17 protein-coding genes are annotated in these 18,217 nt (G+C 71.3%); 6 read left to right on the top strand and 11 right to left on the bottom strand.

All coding sequences use genetic code 11. The annotated features are described in order from the left end of the window. Window positions 1-115: 115 nt before the first annotated feature. The gene (locus tag IE246_RS00230) at window positions 116-919 is read left to right on the top strand and encodes a hypothetical protein (protein ID WP_189986903.1); all 804 of its coding nucleotides are present in this window, start codon (window positions 116-118) and stop codon (window positions 917-919) included. 18 nt (window positions 920-937) lie between these two features. Here the strand turns inward: IE246_RS00230 and IE246_RS00225 are convergent, their stop codons facing one another. The 8 genes from IE246_RS00225 to IE246_RS00190 all read right to left on the bottom strand — a co-directional run bounded on the left by IE246_RS00225 (window position 938) and on the right by IE246_RS00190 (window position 9,200). Beyond that, entirely contained in the window at window positions 938-1,285 is a 348-nt protein-coding gene (locus IE246_RS00225) for a hypothetical protein (RefSeq protein ID WP_189986902.1), read from the bottom strand. 124 nt (window positions 1,286-1,409) lie between these two features. Next, window positions 1,410-2,708: a trypsin-like serine protease gene (locus IE246_RS00220; protein ID WP_189986901.1), complete on the bottom strand. Its 1,299-nt coding sequence runs from the start codon at window positions 2,706-2,708 to the stop codon at window positions 1,410-1,412. Window positions 2,709-2,903: 195 nt separating this feature from the next. Next, window positions 2,904-3,878, bottom strand: a complete 975-nt coding sequence (locus IE246_RS00215; RefSeq protein ID WP_189986900.1) for an isopenicillin N synthase family dioxygenase — start codon at window positions 3,876-3,878, stop codon at window positions 2,904-2,906. 144 nt (window positions 3,879-4,022) lie between these two features. Beyond that, on the bottom strand, window positions 4,023-4,952 hold the full coding sequence (locus IE246_RS00210; RefSeq protein ID WP_189986899.1) for an ABC transporter substrate-binding protein: 930 nt from the start codon (window positions 4,950-4,952) through the stop codon (window positions 4,023-4,025). Window positions 4,953-4,961: 9 nt separating this feature from the next. Next, on the bottom strand, window positions 4,962-6,248 hold the full coding sequence (locus IE246_RS00205) for a TRAP transporter large permease (RefSeq protein WP_189986898.1): 1,287 nt from the start codon (window positions 6,246-6,248) through the stop codon (window positions 4,962-4,964). Next, on the bottom strand, window positions 6,245-6,859 hold the full coding sequence (locus IE246_RS00200) for a TRAP transporter small permease subunit (protein WP_189986897.1): 615 nt from the start codon (window positions 6,857-6,859) through the stop codon (window positions 6,245-6,247). Before IE246_RS00200 ends, IE246_RS00205 begins: the two co-directional genes overlap by 4 nt. Window positions 6,860-6,977: 118 nt before the next feature. Then, window positions 6,978-8,045: a TRAP transporter substrate-binding protein gene (locus tag IE246_RS00195; RefSeq protein WP_189986896.1), complete on the bottom strand. Its 1,068-nt coding sequence runs from the start codon at window positions 8,043-8,045 to the stop codon at window positions 6,978-6,980. Between the two features lie 306 nt (window positions 8,046-8,351). Continuing rightward, entirely contained in the window at window positions 8,352-9,200 is an 849-nt protein-coding gene (locus tag IE246_RS00190) for an HpcH/HpaI aldolase/citrate lyase family protein (RefSeq protein ID WP_189986895.1), read from the bottom strand. 261 nt (window positions 9,201-9,461) lie between these two features. Between IE246_RS00190 and IE246_RS00185 the strand changes: the two genes are divergently transcribed. Next, window positions 9,462-11,534 carry a molybdopterin-containing oxidoreductase family protein gene (locus tag IE246_RS00185; protein WP_189986894.1) on the top strand — a complete coding sequence of 691 codons (2,073 nt, stop codon included), beginning with the start codon at window positions 9,462-9,464 and terminating at the stop codon, window positions 11,532-11,534. A gap of 13 nt (window positions 11,535-11,547) precedes the next feature. Here the strand turns inward: IE246_RS00185 and IE246_RS00180 are convergent, their stop codons facing one another. The 3 genes from IE246_RS00180 to ubiE form a co-directional block, all read right to left on the bottom strand. Continuing rightward, complete coding sequence (locus tag IE246_RS00180; RefSeq protein ID WP_189986893.1) at window positions 11,548-12,600, bottom strand: uroporphyrinogen decarboxylase/cobalamine-independent methonine synthase family protein; 1,053 nt, start codon at window positions 12,598-12,600, stop codon at window positions 11,548-11,550. Window positions 12,601-13,020: 420 nt separating this feature from the next. Beyond that, complete coding sequence (gene ubiB, locus IE246_RS00175) at window positions 13,021-14,568, bottom strand: 2-polyprenylphenol 6-hydroxylase (RefSeq protein ID WP_189986892.1); 1,548 nt, start codon at window positions 14,566-14,568, stop codon at window positions 13,021-13,023. Between the two features lie 46 nt (window positions 14,569-14,614). After that, a complete protein-coding gene (ubiE, locus tag IE246_RS00170; protein WP_189986891.1) occupies window positions 14,615-15,373 on the bottom strand; it encodes a bifunctional demethylmenaquinone methyltransferase/2-methoxy-6-polyprenyl-1,4-benzoquinol methylase UbiE in 759 nt (252 codons plus the stop codon). 99 nt (window positions 15,374-15,472) lie between these two features. Here ubiE and mutM point away from each other — a divergent pair, with 99 nt between their 5' ends. The 4 genes from mutM (at window position 15,473) to rpsT (ending at window position 17,928) form a co-directional block, all read left to right on the top strand. After that, a complete protein-coding gene (mutM, locus tag IE246_RS00165) occupies window positions 15,473-16,303 on the top strand; it encodes a bifunctional DNA-formamidopyrimidine glycosylase/DNA-(apurinic or apyrimidinic site) lyase (protein ID WP_189986890.1) in 831 nt (276 codons plus the stop codon). Between the two features lie 17 nt (window positions 16,304-16,320). After that, window positions 16,321-16,704 carry a hypothetical protein gene (locus IE246_RS00160; protein WP_189986889.1) on the top strand — a complete coding sequence of 128 codons (384 nt, stop codon included), beginning with the start codon at window positions 16,321-16,323 and terminating at the stop codon, window positions 16,702-16,704. A 57-nt stretch (window positions 16,705-16,761) separates the two neighbouring features. Further along, complete coding sequence (locus tag IE246_RS00155; protein ID WP_189986888.1) at window positions 16,762-17,538, top strand: enoyl-CoA hydratase; 777 nt, start codon at window positions 16,762-16,764, stop codon at window positions 17,536-17,538. 123 nt (window positions 17,539-17,661) lie between these two features. Further along, complete coding sequence (gene rpsT / locus IE246_RS00150; protein ID WP_189986887.1) at window positions 17,662-17,928, top strand: 30S ribosomal protein S20; 267 nt, start codon at window positions 17,662-17,664, stop codon at window positions 17,926-17,928. Window positions 17,929-18,217 lie beyond the last annotated feature (289 nt).

Below are 18,217 nucleotides of genomic sequence, written 5' to 3'. Positions count from 1 at the left end.
GGGACCCGTCGGTTCCGAGGCGGAACGGAACGGCAGCCGTCGGCGCCCGGCAATAGCCGCCGCCTCGCATCCTGCTAGGCTGACCGGCAGACGTCACGCGCCGAGGGAGCCCGCCGTGTCCGACCCCGTTCCCGCCATCGTCGAGGCCGAAGCCAAGGGCGAGACCGCGCGGATATTCGCCGACATCCGCGAGACCCTGGGCAGCCCGGTGGTCAACCTGATCTGGCGCCACCTGGCGACCGTCGACGGTGGGCTGGAATGGGCCTGGACGGCGGCCCGGCCGATCTACGCCGGCCGCCAGGCGCAGGCCGCCGCCGTCCGGCTTTACGACCGCCTCGATCCGCCGCTGCCCTGCCCGTTGCCTGCCGGGGCGCTGGCGGCTGTCGGGGTGCCGGCGGCCGACTTGCCGCGGGTGCGCGCCGTCGCCGACGGCTACAACCGCGGCAACGGCCCGAACCTGATCGCCCTGACCGCGCTGCTGGTCGAGCCGGCGGGCAGCGCACCCGCCGACCCGGGCACGAAAGCGTTGCCGCCGGCGCCGCTGCCGAAGCTGCTGTCGGAACCCGACGTGACGCCGGAGACCTGGGCGTTGGTCAAGGCGATCAACCTGCTCGGGGCCCGCCCGGACGAGCCGATCCTGGCGACCATGTACCGCCACCTGGCGCACTGGCCGGGACTGCTGGCGCTGATGCACGCCGGCTGGGCGCCGCTGGCCGAGGACGGCCGGCTGGCGGCGGCGATCGCGCGGGCCCGGGCGATCTCGCGCGAGGAGGCCGCCCGGCTCGCCACCCTGCGCGTCGAGGCCGGGCCGGCGCCCGAAGCGGCCCGCGCGGCGCTGGTCGAGTTCACCGACCACGTGATCAGCCGGATGGTGCCGATCGGCGTGGCGCTGGCGCGCTGGCTGCCCGAAGCCGACTGACGCGGCCGCGGCCGGCGGTCAGCGCGGTGCCGCCCGCAGCGCCGGGTCGGTCGGCAGGGTGGCGCTGTCGGCCAGGACCGGGGTGCCGCGCTGCAGGCGCGGCGTCGAGCGGCTGAAGGCGTTCGGGTTCGCCAGGATCCGCAGGACCTTGCCGTTGCCGTCGAGCACGAACTGGACGGCGCGGGCCGGGATCGCGGTGCCGCCGGCGGCCAGGGTCGCGACGTCGTCCTTGAAGGCGTACTCGACGACCGCCGCCCCCATGGTGGCCGGGGCATCGTTCTTCAGGGTCCTGGCTTCGTCCGGCGGGCCGAGGCGGGCCTCCAGCGTCGAGACCGGGTCGCCGACGGAGATGGTGATCCTGTCCATGGCGCTCCCTGCGGGTTGCGCGGCCGGGGCGGTGCAGCCGACCAGGAACGCCGCGGCGATCCCGGCCAGCCACGCGGCCGGTCGCCGCCATCCTGGCGCGGCCGGCGGCGCGGCGCCATCGCCGCTACAGCAGGCTGTCGATCTGGTAGGTGCCATCGGAGAACCGGATGTACTCGACGTCATAGAGATAGTCGGACGCGTTGACCGCGTAGCCGCCGTCGGCGGTCTGGACCACCGTGTAGTTCGAGCGGGCGAACAGGAACACCGCGGTGTCGTCGCCCGCGCCGCCGTACTGGGTGTCGCTGCCGGCACCGGTGCTGGAGGTGGCGTTATCGCCGTACAGCAGGTCGTTGCCGAGGTTCCCGTACAGCACGTCGCTGCCGTCGCCGCCGAACAGGGTGTCGGCGTCCTGGCCGCCGAACAGGGTGTCGGCGTCGCTGCCGCCGTACACCAGGTCGCTGCCGTGGTTGCCGTAGATCACGTCGCTGCCGGAGCCGCCACTGAGCGTGTCGACGCCGTTGCGGTAGGCGAGCGGGTCGCCGGATTTCGCCTGGGTGCCGTCGTTCTGGCCGCCGTAGATCGTGTCGGCGCCGCTGCCGCCCAGGATCAGGTCCTGGCCGATGTTGCCGTACAGCACGTCGGCGCCGTCGAGGCCGTAGAGGGTGTCGTCGCCACCCAGGCCGGAGACGATGTCGGCGGCCGACGTCCCGGTCAGCCGGTCGGCGCCGGAGGTGCCGGTGGTCGCGGTGGTCCCGGTGCCGCCGATCAGGTCGTCGTTGCCGCTGATCCAGCCGGTGATGGTCGAGTACTGGTAGCCGACGCTGCCGGCCCAGCCGGAGGTCGAGGCCACGCCGTAGACGTAGGGCAGGCCGGCGACGTAGCCCCACAGCGGCCCGCCGCTGTTGCCGGGATTGGACTCGATGCTGCTGTAGTCGAAGACCGAATAGAAGGAGTTGGCCGTGGCGTAGCCGTAGTCGTTGGTCATCCGCGGTCCCGACGAGTCGGCATAGACGCCGGGGTAGCCGGTGAGGTTGTAGTAGCCGCTGCTGCGGCTCGCGTTCAGGCCGAACCATCCGGTGCTGTCGCCGAGCCGGGAGCCGAGGCCGATGATCGCCACGTCGGACTGCGACTCGCTCTTGCTGAGCAGCCCGTCGCCGTCGTTGTCGACCTGGAAGTAGTTGAACCGCCGGCCCGCGACCCCGCCATAGGGCGCGCTCGATCCGTCGCGCCCTGCGTAGACGGTGATGCTGGTCGCGGCGCCCAGCGTGCCGTCGTAGATCACGTGCGACGCCGTCAGGACGTCGTTCGGCCCGACCATGGCGCCCGAGCCGGTGTAGGTCGCGCCGTTGCTGAAGGTGGCGGTGACGTAGACGACCGCCCGGTACGGATAGGTCGTGTTCGAGGAACCGACGTAGGACGTCATGGCATCCTGCTGACCAAGGGCGACTTGGCTGCTACGTAGTCGGGAGTGAAGTCGATGCTCTCCGCGGACAAGTTGCGCAAAGATCCGGATGTTCCAGGCTACTTGGATATCCCATGCAGAGCATAGAGCCGGTCTTGCAGAAAACACAACGCCGACAGTCGACGGCCGTCCATGCGAAGAAAAGCCGCAGTCGGCTCAGGCGGCCTTGTGGCTCCTGGCGATCTTCTCGGCGATGTGGGCGCCGGCCGTCGTCGGCGGGTAGACGGGCGCCTCGCCCGGGCCGGGCAGGCAGCGGATCTCGGCGTCGAAGTCCGGGTGCACGAAGTAGCCGATCGAGAGGCGCCGGCTGCCGGTGTCGCCGATCTCCGGCACCACCACGCGGTGCAGGGTCGAGACCCAGCGGTCGTTGGTCCAGCGCTGCATCATGTCGCCCAGGTTGACCACCAGCTCGCCCGGTTCCGGCAGCACCGGCAGCCAGCGCCCGTCCGGGGTGCGGGCCTCCAGCCCGCCGCGGCCCTCGGTCATCGCCAGGATGGTCATGGCGCCGAAGTCGGTGTGGGCACCCGCCCGCAACTGGCCCGGCTCCGGCGGAGTCTCCAATGCGGGATAGTGGTGCACGCCGAGGATCGAGAAGTGCCGACCCATCAGCGGCGTGAAGTGCTGCTCCGGCAGGCCCAGCGCCACCGCGAAGATCCTGAGCAGGTCGAGCGACAGCCGCTCGTATTCCCGGTAGATGCCGGTGAACGCCTGGGCCGTGCCCGGCGGCGTGTCGGGCAGGATGTTCGGGGCGTAGGCGGTCGCCGCTTCCGGCAGGTCCGCGTAGTGCGCGCGGTGGTCGTCGACCGGGCCGAGGAACACCGACTCCCGCAGGTCCAGCGGGGTCTTCTGGCCGAGGGTGGCGGCCAGGCTGCGGGTCGCCACGCCGTGATAGCCGCGCTGGCGGGCCGCCCCGGTCGGCGACCATCGGGCCTTGACCGCATCCGGCTGGTCGAAGAACGCGAACGACCGCCGGAAGGTGTCCTCCAGGGTCTCGGCCGCGATGCCGTGGCCGGCGATCACCAGGAACCCGACCTCGCGGCAGGCCGCGGCCACTTCTGTGGCGACGGCGCGCCTGCCGGCCGGGTCGCCGGCCAGGAACGGGGCGATGTCGATGGTCGGGATGGCGTCCATGGCGAGGCTCCCTGACGGGGCGGAGCGGCGGGTGGGTCCCGGCTCTCCGCGGCGTTGCCGCTGCGGCCGGGATGAGGGGGTGGGAAGGATCCTCATCCCGGCCGTAGCGAAGCGCAGAGCCGGGACCCATGGCAAGCGGTCAGTTCAGCCCGCCAGCGCCTCCGCGGTGATGGCGTCGTCGACGGCGCGGTCGTAGGGCACGTCGTAGCCGATCAGCCCGCCGGACAGCAGCGACGCCTTCAGCCGCACGAAGGTCTCGGCCGGCAGTTCCGGCGAGCGCGCCCACACGCCGGACGACCGGTAGCCCTCGATCATCCGCGCCAGCGCCGCCCGGTCGAAATCCGGGAACCACCCCGCCACCTGGGCCGCGATCTCGTCCGCGGTCTCGGCGAACAGCGCCTGCTGGGCGGCGGCGATGCCGCGCACCAGCGCCCGGCAGGTCTCGCGCCGCTCCGCGGCGAACCGGCGCGTCGTGTAGAAGCTGGTGTAGCTCATGTCGCCGCGCCGGGCGAAGCGGTGCCAGACATGACCTCTGCCGCCGGCGACCAGCCGGTCGACATAGGGCTCGAACACCTGCACCACGTCGACCTTGCCGGCCTCCAGGCGCGCGACGTTCGCGGCCATCGGCAGGTCGGGCGCCCGGTTGATCGCCGCCGGGTCGATGCCCTCGCGCCGCAGGTCGTCCTGGAAGGTCATCCACGGGGTCGGCACGTCGACCGCGACACCGATGCGCGGCCCGGGCCAGTCCCGCGAATGCGCCAGGTCGGCGAACCGGAACTCCGGGTTGGCGTGCCGGCCGACCAGCACGAACGGCTCGCCCGAGACCACCTGGCCGAAGCACACCAGCGGGCAGTCGCGGTCGGAATCGTGGTGCAGCATGACCCGCATCGGCCCGCCCCACGACACGTCGGCCCGGCCGTCCAGCAGGGCGGCGGCGGTCTGCGCGGTCGCCGGCGAGGTCTCGATCCGGACCTCGGCCCCGGCCCGCGCCCAGTCGCCACGCTCCGCCGCCAGGTAGAACGGCACGTAGGGCACCGCCCGCATGTTCTCGAACAGGACGATCGGCCGGCTCATGCGGCGACCTCAGCGGGCGATCGAGTTGGGCAGCCAGAGCGCCAGGTCCGGCAGCAGCACCAGCAGCACGATCATCGCCAGCAGGGCGACCACGAACGGCAGCGACCCGATCATCACGTCGCGGATCTGGCCCTTCGGCCGCACCCCCTGGACGATGAACAGGTTGAGCCCGACCGGCGGGGTCACCAGCGCAGTCTCCAGCAGCAGCATCATCAGCACGCCGAACCACACCGGGTCGTAGCCCATGGAGATCACCACCGGGGTGATGATCGGCACCGTGGCGATCATCATCGACAGCGATTCCATGAACATGCCGAGCACCAGGTAGAGCGCCACGATCAGCCACATGGTCTGGGCCGGGGTCAGGCCGCTGTCGGTGATCAGCTGCGTCACCTGCCGGCCGATGCCGACCGAGGTGACGACGAAGCTGAGGAAGCTGGCGGCGATCAGGATCAGCATGATCATCGCCGTGGTGCGCATGGTGCCTTCGCTGGTCTCGCGCAGCATCGCCCAGGTCAGCCGCCGCTTCCAGGCGGCCAGCAGCAGCGCCATCAGCACGCCCAGCGCCGCCGACTCGGTCGGCGTGGCGAGGCCGGTGTAGATCGAGCCGATCACCACCGCGAAGATCAGCAGCGGCGGCACCAGGTCGGGCAGGGTGCGCCAGCGCTCGCCCCAGCTCACCGCGATCTTGTCGCCGCCCCATTCCGGCTTGACCGAGCAGGCGATCACCACCGTGACCATGAACAGGGCGGCCAGCACCAGGCCGGGCACGATGCCGGCGAGGTAGAGCTGCGGGATCGAGGTCTCGGTCAGCGCGCCGTAGACGATCATCACGATCGACGGCGGGATCAGGATGCCGAGGGTGCCGCCGGCGGCGATGGTGCCGAGGAACAGGCGCTCGTTGTAGCGGTGCCGCTCGATCTCGCCGACCGCCACGGTGCCGATGGTGGCGGCGGTCGCGACGCTGGAGCCGGAGACCGCCGCGAACAGCGTGCAGGTGCCGATGTTCGAGTGCATCAGCCCGCCCGGCAGCCAGGACAGCCACTGGCTCATGGCGCCGTACATCCGCTCGGCGATGCCGGAGCGCAGCAGGATCTCGCCGAGCAGCACGAACAGCGGGATGGCGAACAGGATGAAGTCGGTCGACACCCCCCAGCTCATCTCGCCCATCGCCAGGCGCAGCGGCAGCCAGGAGTACAGGTAGTCGAGCGACAGGCCGAGCGCCGCCAGCGCCGCGGCGATCGGGATGCTGAGCGCCAGGACGACGAACAGCAGGGCGACCGTGACCCAGATCATGGATGGTTCTCCGCGGTATCGCCGCCCGATCCGCCGCCCCGGCGCCTGATGCTCTCGAGCTCTTCCTCCAGGTCCTGCTGGCCGGTGCGCGATCCGGCGATGCGCTGGACCGTGGCGATGTCGCCGGTGACCAGGGCGTGGGTCGCGCGGACCAGCAGCAGCGCGGTCACCAGGGCGAAATAGGCCAGCCCGACCAGCCACAGGAACTGCGGGTAGGCCAGCGGCGTGGCGAGCGCCGTCACCGCCCGCGAGCCGAGGTTCCAGGACTGGAAGAACACGTGCCAGCCCTGCCAGGTCAGGAGCGCCGCCAGCGCCAGCATGACCAGCAGCCCGAGCACGTCGAGCATGGCGCAGACCCGGACCGGCAGGTGGACGTACAGCGAGTCGATGCGGATGTGGGCGCGATCGAGCAGCGCCAGCGCGAACGCCCAGGACGAGGCGATCGCCAGCACGTAGCCGGACAGCTCGGCGGCGCCGCCGAACGCCAGGACGAACAGCTTGCGGACGACGATGTCGAGGCCGATGACGAAGGCCGCGAGGATCACCAGGGCGCCGCCGGCCCAGGCGCCGATGCGGGCCAGCCGGTGGGCGAGGTCGAGGGTGCGGTCCATGGCGGCTCCGGGCCTGGGTGACGGGGCGGGCGCGCAGCGACGAGAGGCGAGACGGGCAGGCCGGCAACACGATACCGCCCTCCCGGGGGAGGGCGGTACCGCGTTCTTCAGGTCCGGCTCAGAGCTTGTCGAGCGGAATGGTCAGGCCGACGACCTTGCCGACCGTGTCGTTCCACCGGGCGGCGCAGTCCTTGCCGCAGCGCTTGCCCCACTTCACCAGCACGACGTTCTGCACCACGTCCTCGCGGGTCGCCTTGTCGGCGTCCGACAGCGGCACCAGGGTCATCTTGCCCTTCTTGCCGAGGGTGCACGGGTCCTTGCCGATGTTGCAGTTGACGCCCTGGTCGGTGGCCTGGCCGCCGATGTCCCAGTTCATCTGCTCGAGCTTGGCGAACTCCTTGTCCATGAAGCCCTGCACGGCCGGCCCCCACTTCTCCCAGGAGTCCTCGTTGACGGCGGTGTAGTAGATCGACCAGCCGACCGGCAGCGGGTACAGGTGGGTGGCGACCTCCGGCCAGCCGGCGGTGTTGCCCGACAGGGTGCCGGTCAGCGCGCAGTCGACGACGTTGCGCTGCAGGGCCGGGACCACCTCGCCGAACGCCATGGTGATGGTGGTGGCGCCGATGGCGGAGACGAAGTCGGACTGGGTGGTGTTGAACACCCGGACCTTCTTGCCCTTCAGGTCGGCCAGGCCGGCGATCGGCTTGTTGCACCAGAACACGATCGGCGGGTTGTTGCCGAGCGCCACCAGCCGGGCGTTGAACTTCTTCTTCATGGCCTCGGCCATCACCGGCTTCCAGACGTCGCACGCCTTGCGGGCGGTCTCGATGTCGGTGGTGATGCCGGCCAGGTCGCAGCCCTCGAACACCGGGTCGTCGCCGGCCATCTTCGAGATGTCGCCGACGCCCGCGTCGGCGACCCCGGCCTGGGTCAGCCGCAGCAGCGAGAAGTCCTTGATGCCCAGGATGTCCTGGTTGTTGTAGTCGGCGGTGATCTGGCCGTTGGAATCCTTGGCGAGCATCTCGGTCCAGAACGGCTTCTCGACCTCCTTGGTCTGCAGCAGGTTGCTGTAGTTGCCGACCACCTTGATCGTGGTCTTCGGCAGCTCGGCGGCCTGCACCGCGACGGTCGCGGCCAGCAGGGCCGCGGTGGCGACGGCGGCGGTGGTCGTCCAGCGCATGTTCATGGTGTCTCCTCCGTGGGGCCTTCGGGTGGTGGGCGGGACTTCCGGGCCTTGGCCGGCCGCGGTCCCGCTCCTGGCGAGGCGGTCATGCAGGCGGGGGCATCCGGCTTCCGGACGACGGTTGTCCGTTGGTCGGATGTCATTTTGTAAGACAAGCCTAACGCCGGAACCGACGGCGGAACAACCGCCCCCCGGGCACGGCATTGGTGGCGCGGTGGGAACGGATCGCCGGCGGAGGCGCGGGGCGCCGGCCCCGGCGGGGGCCGGGCGCGTCAGATCGCCGCTTCGCTTTCCGGCCGGGCGACGGCGTCAGGCGCCGGCCCGCGCCAGCACCCGGTACATGCTGCGCAGCACCGGCTTCTCCAGCAGCTTGCCGTCCAGCACGACGAGGCCGCTGTCGGCGGTCTCGAACGCCTCGACGACGCGGCGGGCATAGGCCACCTCGGCGGCGGACGGGGTGAAGATCTCGTTCAGGACCGGCACCTGGCTGGGATGGATCGAGCCCTTGCCGGAGAACCCGAGCTCGGCGGCGGCCTCGGCCTCGGCCCGCATGCCGGCCATGTCGTTGAGATCCAGGTACGGCACGTCGATCACGTCGACCCCGGCGCCGGCGGCCGCGTGCACCACGCGCGAGCGGGCGTACAGCAGGGCGTTCCAGGAGTTCCGGCAGCGCAAATCGGCGGCCATGTCGACGCCGCCGAAGAACAGGGCGTCGATCCGGTCGCTCGAGCGGGCGATCTCCCAGGCCGCCTCCAGCGCCTCGTTGGTCTCGACGATCACCTGCAGGCGGGTCGGGACCTTCATCTCGTCGAACAGCTCGGTCAGGGCGACGATCTCGGCCGGCGACTTGACCTTCGGCAGCATCAGCGCCGGCGGCGCCTTCGGCGAGGCCAGCACCGCGTCGATGTCGCGCATGCCCTCCGGCGTGCGCGGCGCGTTGATCCGCACCATCGCCTCGACCGACCCGTCGAGCTCGGCCTCGGCGAACCACTTCAGCGTCGCGGCCCGGGCCTCGGCCTTGTGCTGCGGCGCGATCGCGTCCTCCAGGTCGACGCACATGATGTCGGCCCCGACCTTCAGGGCCTTCGGGAACATGTCCGGCCGGTTGCCGGGCGCGAAGATGAAGCTGCGGCGGGGGCGGATCGCGGGGGTGGTCATAGGGGGGCTCCTGGGTCGGGCGGGAACCGCATTGGGAGCGGGCTCGGCAGAGGTTGTCAAACGGCGCGCAGGAGGTTTTCGAGTGCGAGGCGGTGGGTGGGTCCCGGATCGCCCCTCGACCAAGTCGAGGACCGCCCGGGATGACGTCCAATCAAGAAATGACGTCATCCCGGACGCAGCGGCAAGGCCGCGAAGGTCCGGGACCCACCCACCGCCTCGGCGCTCTTCCACTCGGCCCCGCCCCGCACTACCCTCCCGTCCATGCCGCTCGACGCCCTCGCCTCCCCCGCCATCGTCCCCTCGGTCTGCCCGCACGACTGCCCCAGCGCCTGCGCGCTGGAGGTCGAGCGGATCGACGCCCACACCATCGGCCGGGTCCGCGGCGCGGCGGACAACGACTACACCGCCGGCGTGGTGTGCGCGAAGGTCGCGCGCTACGCCGAGCGGGTGCACCACCCGGACCGGCTGAAGCGCCCGCTGCTCAGGGTCGGGCCGAAGGGCTCGGACCAGTTCCGCGAGATCCCCTGGGGCGAGGCGCTGGACCGGGTGGCCGGCGCGTTCGCGGTGGCGGCGGCGCGTCTCGGGCCGGAGACGGTGTGGCCGTACTACTTCGCCGGCACCATGGGGCTGGTGAACCGCGACGGCATCAACCGGCTGCGCAACGTCATGGGCTATTCCGGCCAGGACGCCAACATCTGCACCACGGTGGTGAAGGCCGGCTGGATCGCCGGCTCCGGCAAGGTCGGCGGCTCCGACCCGCGCGAGATGGCGGAATCCGACCTCATCGTCATGTGGGGCGGCAACCCGGTCTCGACCCAGGTCAACGTGATGACCCACGTGACCAAGGCCCGCAAGGAGCGCGGCGCCCGTTTCGTGGTGGTCGATCCGTACCGCACGCCGACCGCCGAGGCGGCCGACGAGCACGTCATGGTGCGCCCCGGCACCGACGGGGCGGTCGCCTGCGCGATCATGCACGTGCTGTTCCGCGACGGCTATGCCGACCGCGAGTACCTGGCGCGCTACACCGAGGGCGCGGCCGCGCTGGAGGCGCACCTGGCGAGCCGGACGCCGGAATGGGCCGAGGCGATCTCCGGGGTGCCGGCGGCGCAGATCGAGGCGCTGGCGCAACGCTACGGCCGGACCGACCGGGCGTTCATCCGCCTCGGCTACGGCTTCGCCCGGTCGCGCAACGGGCCGATGCAGGTGCACGCGGTGGCGGCGATCCCGGCGGTCGGCGGCAAGTGGAGGCACCGCGGCGGCGGCGCGCTGTGGAAGGTCGACGGCTACTACACGGTCGACAAGACCCTGATCGAGGCGACCGACCGGGTCCGCCCCGGCACCAGGGTGCTCGACATGTCGCGGATCGGCCCGGTGCTGACCGGCGAGGATTCGGTGGTCCGCCAGGGCCCGCCGGTCACCGCCATGCTGATCCAGAACACCAACCCGGCGGCGGTGGCGCCGGACAGCCACCGGGTGCTGAAGGGGCTGAGCCGCGACGACCTGTTCCTGTGCGTGCACGAGCAGTTCCTAACCGAGACCGCGCGGCACGCCGACGTGGTGCTGCCGGCCACGACGTTCCTGGAGCACGCCGACATCTACACCGCCGGCGGCCACCCGCATCTCGAGGTGCACGACCGGGTGATCGAGGCCCCCGGCGAGTGCCGCTCCAACCACTGGGTCCAGAACGCGCTGCTGCGCCGGCTCGGGGCCGAGCACCCGGCCATGGACATGACCGAGGCGGAGCTGATCGACGCCACCCTGAAGCGCTCCGGCTATCCCGGCTTCGACGAGATGGTCGGCCGCAAGTGGCTGGACGTGTCGCCGTCCTGGGAGGAGCAGCACTTCCTGACCGGGTTCCCGACCAGGTCCGGCCGGTTCGAGTTCGCCGCCGACTGGGAGGCCGTCGGCCCGCTCGGCAAGGGCATCCCGGGCCTGCCCGACCATGTCGACATCATCGACCGGGCGACTCCGGAGAAGCCGTACCGGATGGTGACCGCGCCGGCCCGCAACTACCTGAACACCTCGTTCACCGAGACCCCGACCAGCCGCAAGCGCGAGGCCCGGCCGACGGTGATGGTGCATCCCGACACCGCTTCGGCGCTCGGCTTCGGCGACGGCGACCGGGTGCGGCTCGGCAACGAGCAGGGCTCGGTGGTGCTGCACGCGAAGGTGTTCGACGGGGTGCAGCCGACCACCGTGGTCGTCGAGTCGGTATGGCCGAACGCCGCCTTCGAGGAGGGCATCGGCATCAACGCGCTCACCAGCGCCGACTCGCCGCCGCCTTCCGGCGGCGCGGCGTTCCACGACACCGCGGTGTGGATGCGCAAGGCCTGAACGGCCGCGCCGCCTACCGCCCCAGCTCGTCCCGCACGATCCGCGCGCCCTCGGCCATCGCCTTCAGCTTGGCGAACGCCACGGCGCGCGGCAGGTACTTCATGCCGCAGTCCGGGGCGGCGATCAGGCGCTCGGCCGGCATGTGCTTCAGGGCGGCGCGCAGGCGCCCGGCCACGATCTCGGCGGTCTCCGGCTTCGGGTCGTTCAGGTCGATGACGCCGAGCATGATGCGCTTGCTCGGCAAGGCGGCCAGCGCGGCGGGGTCGAGCCCCGGCTGCGCCGCCTCGATCGAGACGATGTCGGCGGTCGAGGCCTCGAGCTCGGGCAGGAACGAGTAGCCGCTCGGCTTGTCTTTCACGATGGCGGCGTAGCCGAAGCACAGGTGCACGGCGGTGGTGCCCGGCGCGCCCTCGAGCGCCCGGTTGATCGCCGGGACCGCGTAGTCGTGCGCCAGCTTCGGCCGGGCCTGCATCCAGGGCTCGTCCAACTGCACGATGTCGGCGCCGGCGGCGAACAGCTCCATCAGCTCCTCGTTGACGGCGGCGGCGTAGGCCATCGCCAGGTCGGCGTCGTCGGCATAGTGCTCGTTGGAGGCCTGCTGGGTCATGGTGAACGGCCCGGGCAGGGTCACCTTGATCGGCCGGTCGGTCTGCGCCCGCAGGAACTTCACCTCGTCGACGATCACCGGCCGGACCCGGCGGACCGGGCCGACGACCCGCGGCACCAGGGTGGTCTGGCCGTAGCGGCCGATGGTGCTGCCCGGGGTCTCGATGTCGACGCCCTCAAGCGCCGTGGCGAACTGGTTGGAGTAGCTCTCGCGCCCGGCCTCGCCGTCGCCGACGATGTCGATGCCGGCGCGCTCCATGTCGTGCACCGCCAGCACGGTGGCGTCGCGCTGGCCCTCGGCCAGCTGCTCGCCGGACAGCCGCCAGATTCCCTTGGCGCGCAGCCGCGGCACACCGGCCTGCTTCAGCGCCTCGGGGTCGACCAGCCAGCCCGGCTGCGGGTAGCTGCCGACCACCGTCGTCGGCAGCAGCGGCAATGCGGCGATGCGTTCCGTGATCATGCGAAGTCCCTCCCGCGCCTTGCGGTCATGTCGGCTGCTGCCTGTCTATCGGCAAATGGGTCCCGGATGCGTTTCGCCTTCGGCGCCCCGCTCCGGGATGAGGCCATGGAGGTGGATTTCCCACAAGGTCCCTCATCCCGGCCGAAGGGGCACGGCCCCGCAGAGCCGGGACCTATCGGCCAATACGTAATACGGTGACAGTGCACTCAATGCGATGACAGTGCACTCGATCTCGTGTCCGCGAGCGACGGGCTGACGAGCATGGTGTCGAACCCATGAAGATAAGTGCACTGTCACCGGAACCCCCACACCGGAACCCCCATGGAGGTGGATTTCCCACAAGGTCCCTCATCCCGGCCGAAGGGGCATGGCCCCGCAGAGCCGGGACCTATCGGTGGACAGGCGACGGGCGCACGGCCGCTACTCCAGCAGCAGCCCGATCAGCAGGCCGGCAAGCACGGCGGCCAGCACCGGCCAGGCCGGGAAGCGCTGGCGGGCGGACAGCTCGGCGTGGACCCGCAGGCTCTCGGGGTGGACCTTCAGCCCGCCCTCGTCCAGGTGCTGCAGCAGCCGGTCGGCGGCGCGCACCAGGGCCGGCAGGCGGGAGAGGGTGCGGACCACGTCGTCGGCGCCGCGCCCGAGCAGCGCCTCCGGCCCGCGGTTCTCGATCATCCACCGCTCGATCAGCGGCCGGGCCAGCGCCCACATGTTGACGTCCGGGTTCAGCTTCCGGCCGACCCCCTCGGCCACCACCATGGTCTTGTGCAGCAGCAGGAGCTGCGGCTGGGCGCGCATCTCGAAGGTCTCGGCGATCCGCAGCACCTGGCCGAGCAGCCGGGCCACCGAGATCTCGTGCAGCGGCTTGTCCATGACCGGCTCGCCGATCGACCGGCAGGCCTGGGTGAACAGGTCGATCGACTTGCCGGCCGGCACGAAGCCCATGCGGAAGTGGATCTCCGCCACCGCCCGCCAGTCGCCGTTCAGGAACCCGGTCAGGGTGTCGGCCAGGTAGAAGCGGGTGGCCAGGTCGACCCGGCCCATGATCCCGAAATCGACCGGCACCAGGGTGCCGTCCGGCTCGACCAGCATGTTCCCGGGATGCATGTCGGCGTGGAAGAAGCCGTCGCGGAACACCTGGGTGAAGAACACCGCGGCGGCCTTGGCCAGCAGCTCGGTCGGGTCCAGGCCGTGGGCGTGCAGCGACGCCAGGTCGTCGATCCGGCAGCCCTCGACCCAGGCGGTGGTGAGGATCCGCCGGGTCGTCCGGTCCCAGTCGACCGCGGCCACCCGGAAGTCGGAATCGTCCTGGAAGTTCTCCGCCAGCTCGGCCGCGGCCGCGGCCTCGTAGCGCAGGTCGAGCTCGATCTCGACGGTCTCGCGGAACACCCGGACGGTCTCGACCGGGCGCAGCCGCTCGGTCCACGGCAGCATCCGCTCGACCGTCTCGGCGATCCATTCGAACAGGTCGAGGTCGCGGGCCACCGCCGCCTCGATGCCGGGCCGCAGCACCTTGACCGCGACCTCGCGGCCGTCGGCGGTGCGGGCGCGGTGCACCTGGGCGATCGAGGCGGCCGCCACCGGCACCTCGTCGAACCGCGCGAACAACGCGTCGACCGGGGCGCCGAGCTCGGACTCCAGGGTGGCGCGCGCGGTCGCCGGGGCGAACGGCGGCAGCCGGTCCTGCAGCATGGTCAGATCGGCCGAGGCCTGGTCGCCGATCAGGTCGGCGCGGGTCGCCAGCGACTGGCCGAACTTGATGAAGCTGGGGCCGAGCGCCACCAGGGCGGCGGCCAGCCGCTGCCCCCAGCGACCGGCGACCCGCGGGTCGCGCAGCCGCCGGGCGAGCCGGGCGAACAGACCCAGGGCCGGCGCCTCCGCCACCGTCTCCAGCGGCTCCAGCACCCCGTGCCGGGCCATGATCCAGGCGATCCGGATCAGCCGGAACAGGTTGCGCAGGGAGCGGATCATGGGGAGCGGATCATGGCGTTCGCGCCGGGGCCTCAGCCGGGCATGGCTACAACCGCCAGCCGGAGTGGATGGCGGCGATGCCGGCCGACAGGTTGCGCCAGGCGACCTTCTCGAACCCGGCCCGGCGCATGCGCTCGGTCAGGTTCTGCTGGTCCGGGAACCGGCGGATGCTCTCGGCGAGATAGCGGTAGGCGTCCTCGTCGTCGGCCACGACCCGGCCGAGCCAGGGCAGCACCCGGAACGAATAGGCGTCGTACACCGGGTCGAGCCAGGGCTGGGTCGGGCGCGAGAACTCCAGGCACATGAACCGGCCGCCGGGCTTCAGCACCCGCCGCATCTCGGCCAGCGCGGCGTCGATGCGGGTGACGTTGCGCAGCCCGAAGGCGATGGTGACGCGCTCGAACGAGCGGTCGTCGAACGGCAGGCACTCGGCGTTGCCGACCGTCCAGGTGACGGTGGGGTCGCCGCCGGCCTTGTCCAGGCGATCGCGGCCGACGCCGATCATCTCGGCGTTGATGTCGCAGACCGTGACCGGCCCGCCGCCGCGCCTGCGCCAGCGCTGGGCGATGTCGCCGGTGCCGCCGGCCACGTCCAGCAGGCGCTGCGACGGCCGCGGCAGCAGCCAGTCCATCAGCGCGTCCTTCCAGACCCGGTGGATGCCGAGGCTCATCAGGTCGTTCATGCGGTCGTAGTTGCGGGCGACCGAGTCGAACACCCCGCGCACCCGGGCCGCCTTCTCCTCGACCGGCACCTCCTCGAAGCCGAAATCGGTCACCCCGCCGCGGATCTTGCTGTCTTGGGTCATGTCGCCTCCCGGAGCGCGCGGCCCCCCGCCTTCTCGGGCGCCCGGCGGTGCCTATCAAGTCGCTTGGCGCCCGTCGAATCAAGGGATACCGTCGCCGCCATGCCGGAATTGCCCGAAGTAGAGACGGTGATGCGCGGCCTGGCGCCGCGGCTCGAGGGCCGGGTGCTGGCCCATGTGGAGGCGCGCCGCCCGGACCTGCGCTGGCCGCTGCCGCGCGACTTCGCCAGGCGGCTGACCGGCCGCCGGGTGCTCGGCCTGCGCCGGCGCGCCAAGTACATCCTGGTCGACCTGGACGATTCCGTGAGCTGGCTGATCCACCTCGGGATGTCCGGGCGGATGCTGCTGTCGAACGGCGGCGAGCCGGTGCCGGAGAAGCACGACCACGTGGTGCTGCGGACCGACGAGGGCTGGTGGCTGCGGTTCAACGACGCACGGCGCTTCGGGATGATGGATCTGTGGCCGACGGCCGACGTGGAGAACCACCGGCTGCTCGCCGGGATCGGCCCGGAGCCGCTCGGCAACGCGTTCTCCGGGCCGGCGCTCGAGACGGCACTGGAGGGCCGCCACACGCCGATCAAGGCGGCGCTGCTGGACCAGCGGGTGGTCGCCGGGATCGGCAACATCTACGCCTGCGAGGCGCTGTACCGGGCGCGGATCTCGCCGAAGCGGCTGGCGCTGAACGTGCGCGGCGGCCGCGCCGAGGCCCTGGCGGCGGCGGTCGGCGACGTGCTGCGCGACGCCATCGCGGCCGGCGGCTCGTCGCTGCGCGACCACCGCCAGACATCGGGCGAGCTCGGCTACTTCCAGCACACCTTCCGGGTCTACGACCGCGAGGGCGAGCGCTGTCCGACCGAGGGCTGCCGGGGTACCGTGCGGCGGATCGTCCAGACCGGCCGCTCGACTTTCTATTGTCCGTCATGTCAGCGGTGAGGTAGAAGCCCCGGGCCATGAGCACGCCGCACCGGCTCCTCGCGCGTCTCGTCGGACCCCTCGTCATCGGGGCCGGCCTGCTGTGGGGGGCGGCGCCCGCGCCGGTCCGCGCGGACGCCTTCGTCGATGGATTCGAGGATCTTCCGCTGATGCCGGGACTGCGCAACGTCCCGGCCGCCAGCGTGAGCTTCGACGCCGCGGTCGGCCGCATCGTGGTCGCCTTCGCCGAAGGCGGGGTGCGCATGCCGGCCGTGCGCGCCTTCTACGAAGAGACACTTCCGCAGCTCGGCTGGTCGCCCGACGGCGCCGGCCGCTGGACGCGGGAGGGAGAGGTTCTGACCGTGGATACGGTGGTCGAGGGCGACGGCCTGGTGGTCCGTTTCGAACTCGCGCCACGCTGAAACCGAATTGTCCCTGGTTCCGGCCGCCGGCGGCGGCTCTGGAGAGGAGCAGCAACGATGCCTTACGAGACGATCCTGGTGGAGCGCCGCGGGAAGGTCGGCGTGATCACGCTGAACCGCCCGAAGGCGCTGAACGCCCTGTCGTCGGTCCTGATGGACGAGCTGGCCCGCGGCCTCGACGAGCTCGAGGCCGACGACGCGATCGGCTGCCTGGTGCTGACCGGCAGCGAAAAGGCGTTCGCCGCCGGCGCCGACATCAAGGAGATGCAGGACAAGTCCTACATGGACGTCTACAAGGCGGACTTCATCACCGCCCGCTGGGAGCACATCACCCGGATCCGCAAGCCGGTGGTCGCCGCGGTCGCCGGCTACGCGCTCGGCGGCGGCTGCGAGCTGGCGATGATGTGCGACTTCATCATCGCCGCCGACACCGCCAAGTTCGGCCAGCCGGAGATCACCATCGGCACCATCCCGGGTTCCGGCGGCACCCAGCGCCTCACCCGCTTCGTCGGCAAGTCGAAGGCGATGGACATGTGCCTGACCGGCCGGATGATGGACGCCCAGGAGGCCGAGCGTGCCGGGCTGGTCAGCCGGGTCGTGCCGGCCGCCGAGCTGATGGACGAGGTCATCAAGGTGGCCGAGCGGATCGCCGACATGTCGCGGCCGATGGTCATGATGGCCAAGGAGTCGGTCAACCGGGCCTACGAGACCACGCTCAGCGAGGGCGTGCGCTTCGAGCGCCGGCTGTTCCATTCGACCTTCGCGACCGAGGACCAGAAGGAAGGCATGGCGGCCTTCGTCGAGAAGCGCCAGCCGGCCTTCAAGCACAGCTGACCGGTTCCTGTCCCCGGCGCCCGCGGCACGACGCGGCGGGTGCCACCCACCACGGTTGACGCGGATCGGGCGTGGCGCTATAAGGCGCGCCTTCCGCATATCGCCGGCCATTCGAGAGACACCATGGCGCATCACAAGTCGGCCAAGAAGCGCATTCGTCGCAATGCGCACCGCTTCGAGATCAACCACGCGCGCATCTCGCGCATCCGCACCTTCGTGAAGAAGGTCGAGAAGGCCATCGCGTCCGGTGACGAGACCGCCGCGAAGTCGGCGTTCGCGGAGGCGCAGCCGGAGATGCATCGCGGGGTGTCCAAGGGCGTCCTGCACCGCAACACGGTGGCGCGCAAGCTGTCGCGCCTGAACGCCCGGATCAAGGCGCTCGGCGCCTGACACCGGGCGGCTGCGGCCGCCAGGAGATCCGCATTGTCAGGGCCGTCGGATTCCGGCGGCCCTTTCGTGTGCCTGCCACCCGGATCGTGGCGGCCCGGCGCGACGGCTTCACCCCGCCGTCCGCGTGTTACGGAAATGGGTCATCCGCTAAGTCGCGCGAGCCGAAGCGCTTTCGCCGCCGGTTGCCGAGTTGCGGCGATTCGCTCGACATCGGTTCAACATCAGAGCGCAAAGCGTTGAATCGAGTTTCATCTGGATAAGTCAACTTGCGATTCAGCGCGGCAGGCCG

This window comes from Thalassobaculum fulvum (genome assembly GCF_014652915.1).
Classification (GTDB): Bacteria; Pseudomonadota; Alphaproteobacteria; order Thalassobaculales; family Thalassobaculaceae; genus Thalassobaculum_A; species Thalassobaculum_A fulvum.
Note: the sequence above shows the minus strand (reverse complement) of the source record. Positions and strands in the feature narration are given on the sequence as shown.

Bases quoted from the DNA above. Each gene is read 5' to 3' on its own strand.
- IE246_RS00225 (WP_189986902.1), bottom strand. From the start codon at position 1,285: ATGGACAGGATCACCATCTCCGTCGGCGACCCGGTCTCGACGCTGGAG.
- IE246_RS00220 (WP_189986901.1), bottom strand. From the start codon at position 2,708: ATGACGTCCTACGTCGGTTCCTCGAACACGACCTATCCGTACCGGGCG.
- IE246_RS00215 (WP_189986900.1), bottom strand. From the start codon at position 3,878: ATGGACGCCATCCCGACCATCGACATCGCCCCGTTCCTGGCCGGCGAC.
- IE246_RS00210 (WP_189986899.1), bottom strand. From the start codon at position 4,952: ATGAGCCGGCCGATCGTCCTGTTCGAGAACATGCGGGCGGTGCCCTAC.
- IE246_RS00205 (WP_189986898.1), bottom strand. From the start codon at position 6,248: ATGATCTGGGTCACGGTCGCCCTGCTGTTCGTCGTCCTGGCGCTCAGC.
- IE246_RS00200 (WP_189986897.1), bottom strand. From the start codon at position 6,859: ATGGACCGCACCCTCGACCTCGCCCACCGGCTGGCCCGCATCGGCGCC.
- IE246_RS00195 (WP_189986896.1), bottom strand. From the start codon at position 8,045: ATGAACATGCGCTGGACGACCACCGCCGCCGTCGCCACCGCGGCCCTG.
- IE246_RS00190 (WP_189986895.1), bottom strand. From the start codon at position 9,200: ATGACCACCCCCGCGATCCGCCCCCGCCGCAGCTTCATCTTCGCGCCC.
- IE246_RS00185 (WP_189986894.1), top strand. From the start codon at position 9,462: ATGCCGCTCGACGCCCTCGCCTCCCCCGCCATCGTCCCCTCGGTCTGC.
- IE246_RS00180 (WP_189986893.1), bottom strand. From the start codon at position 12,600: ATGATCACGGAACGCATCGCCGCATTGCCGCTGCTGCCGACGACGGTG.
- ubiB (WP_189986892.1), bottom strand. From the start codon at position 14,568: ATGATCCGCTCCCTGCGCAACCTGTTCCGGCTGATCCGGATCGCCTGG.
- ubiE (WP_189986891.1), bottom strand. From the start codon at position 15,373: ATGACCCAAGACAGCAAGATCCGCGGCGGGGTGACCGATTTCGGCTTC.
- mutM (WP_189986890.1), top strand. From the start codon at position 15,473: ATGCCGGAATTGCCCGAAGTAGAGACGGTGATGCGCGGCCTGGCGCCG.
- IE246_RS00160 (WP_189986889.1), top strand. From the start codon at position 16,321: ATGAGCACGCCGCACCGGCTCCTCGCGCGTCTCGTCGGACCCCTCGTC.
- IE246_RS00155 (WP_189986888.1), top strand. From the start codon at position 16,762: ATGCCTTACGAGACGATCCTGGTGGAGCGCCGCGGGAAGGTCGGCGTG.
- rpsT (WP_189986887.1), top strand. From the start codon at position 17,662: ATGGCGCATCACAAGTCGGCCAAGAAGCGCATTCGTCGCAATGCGCAC.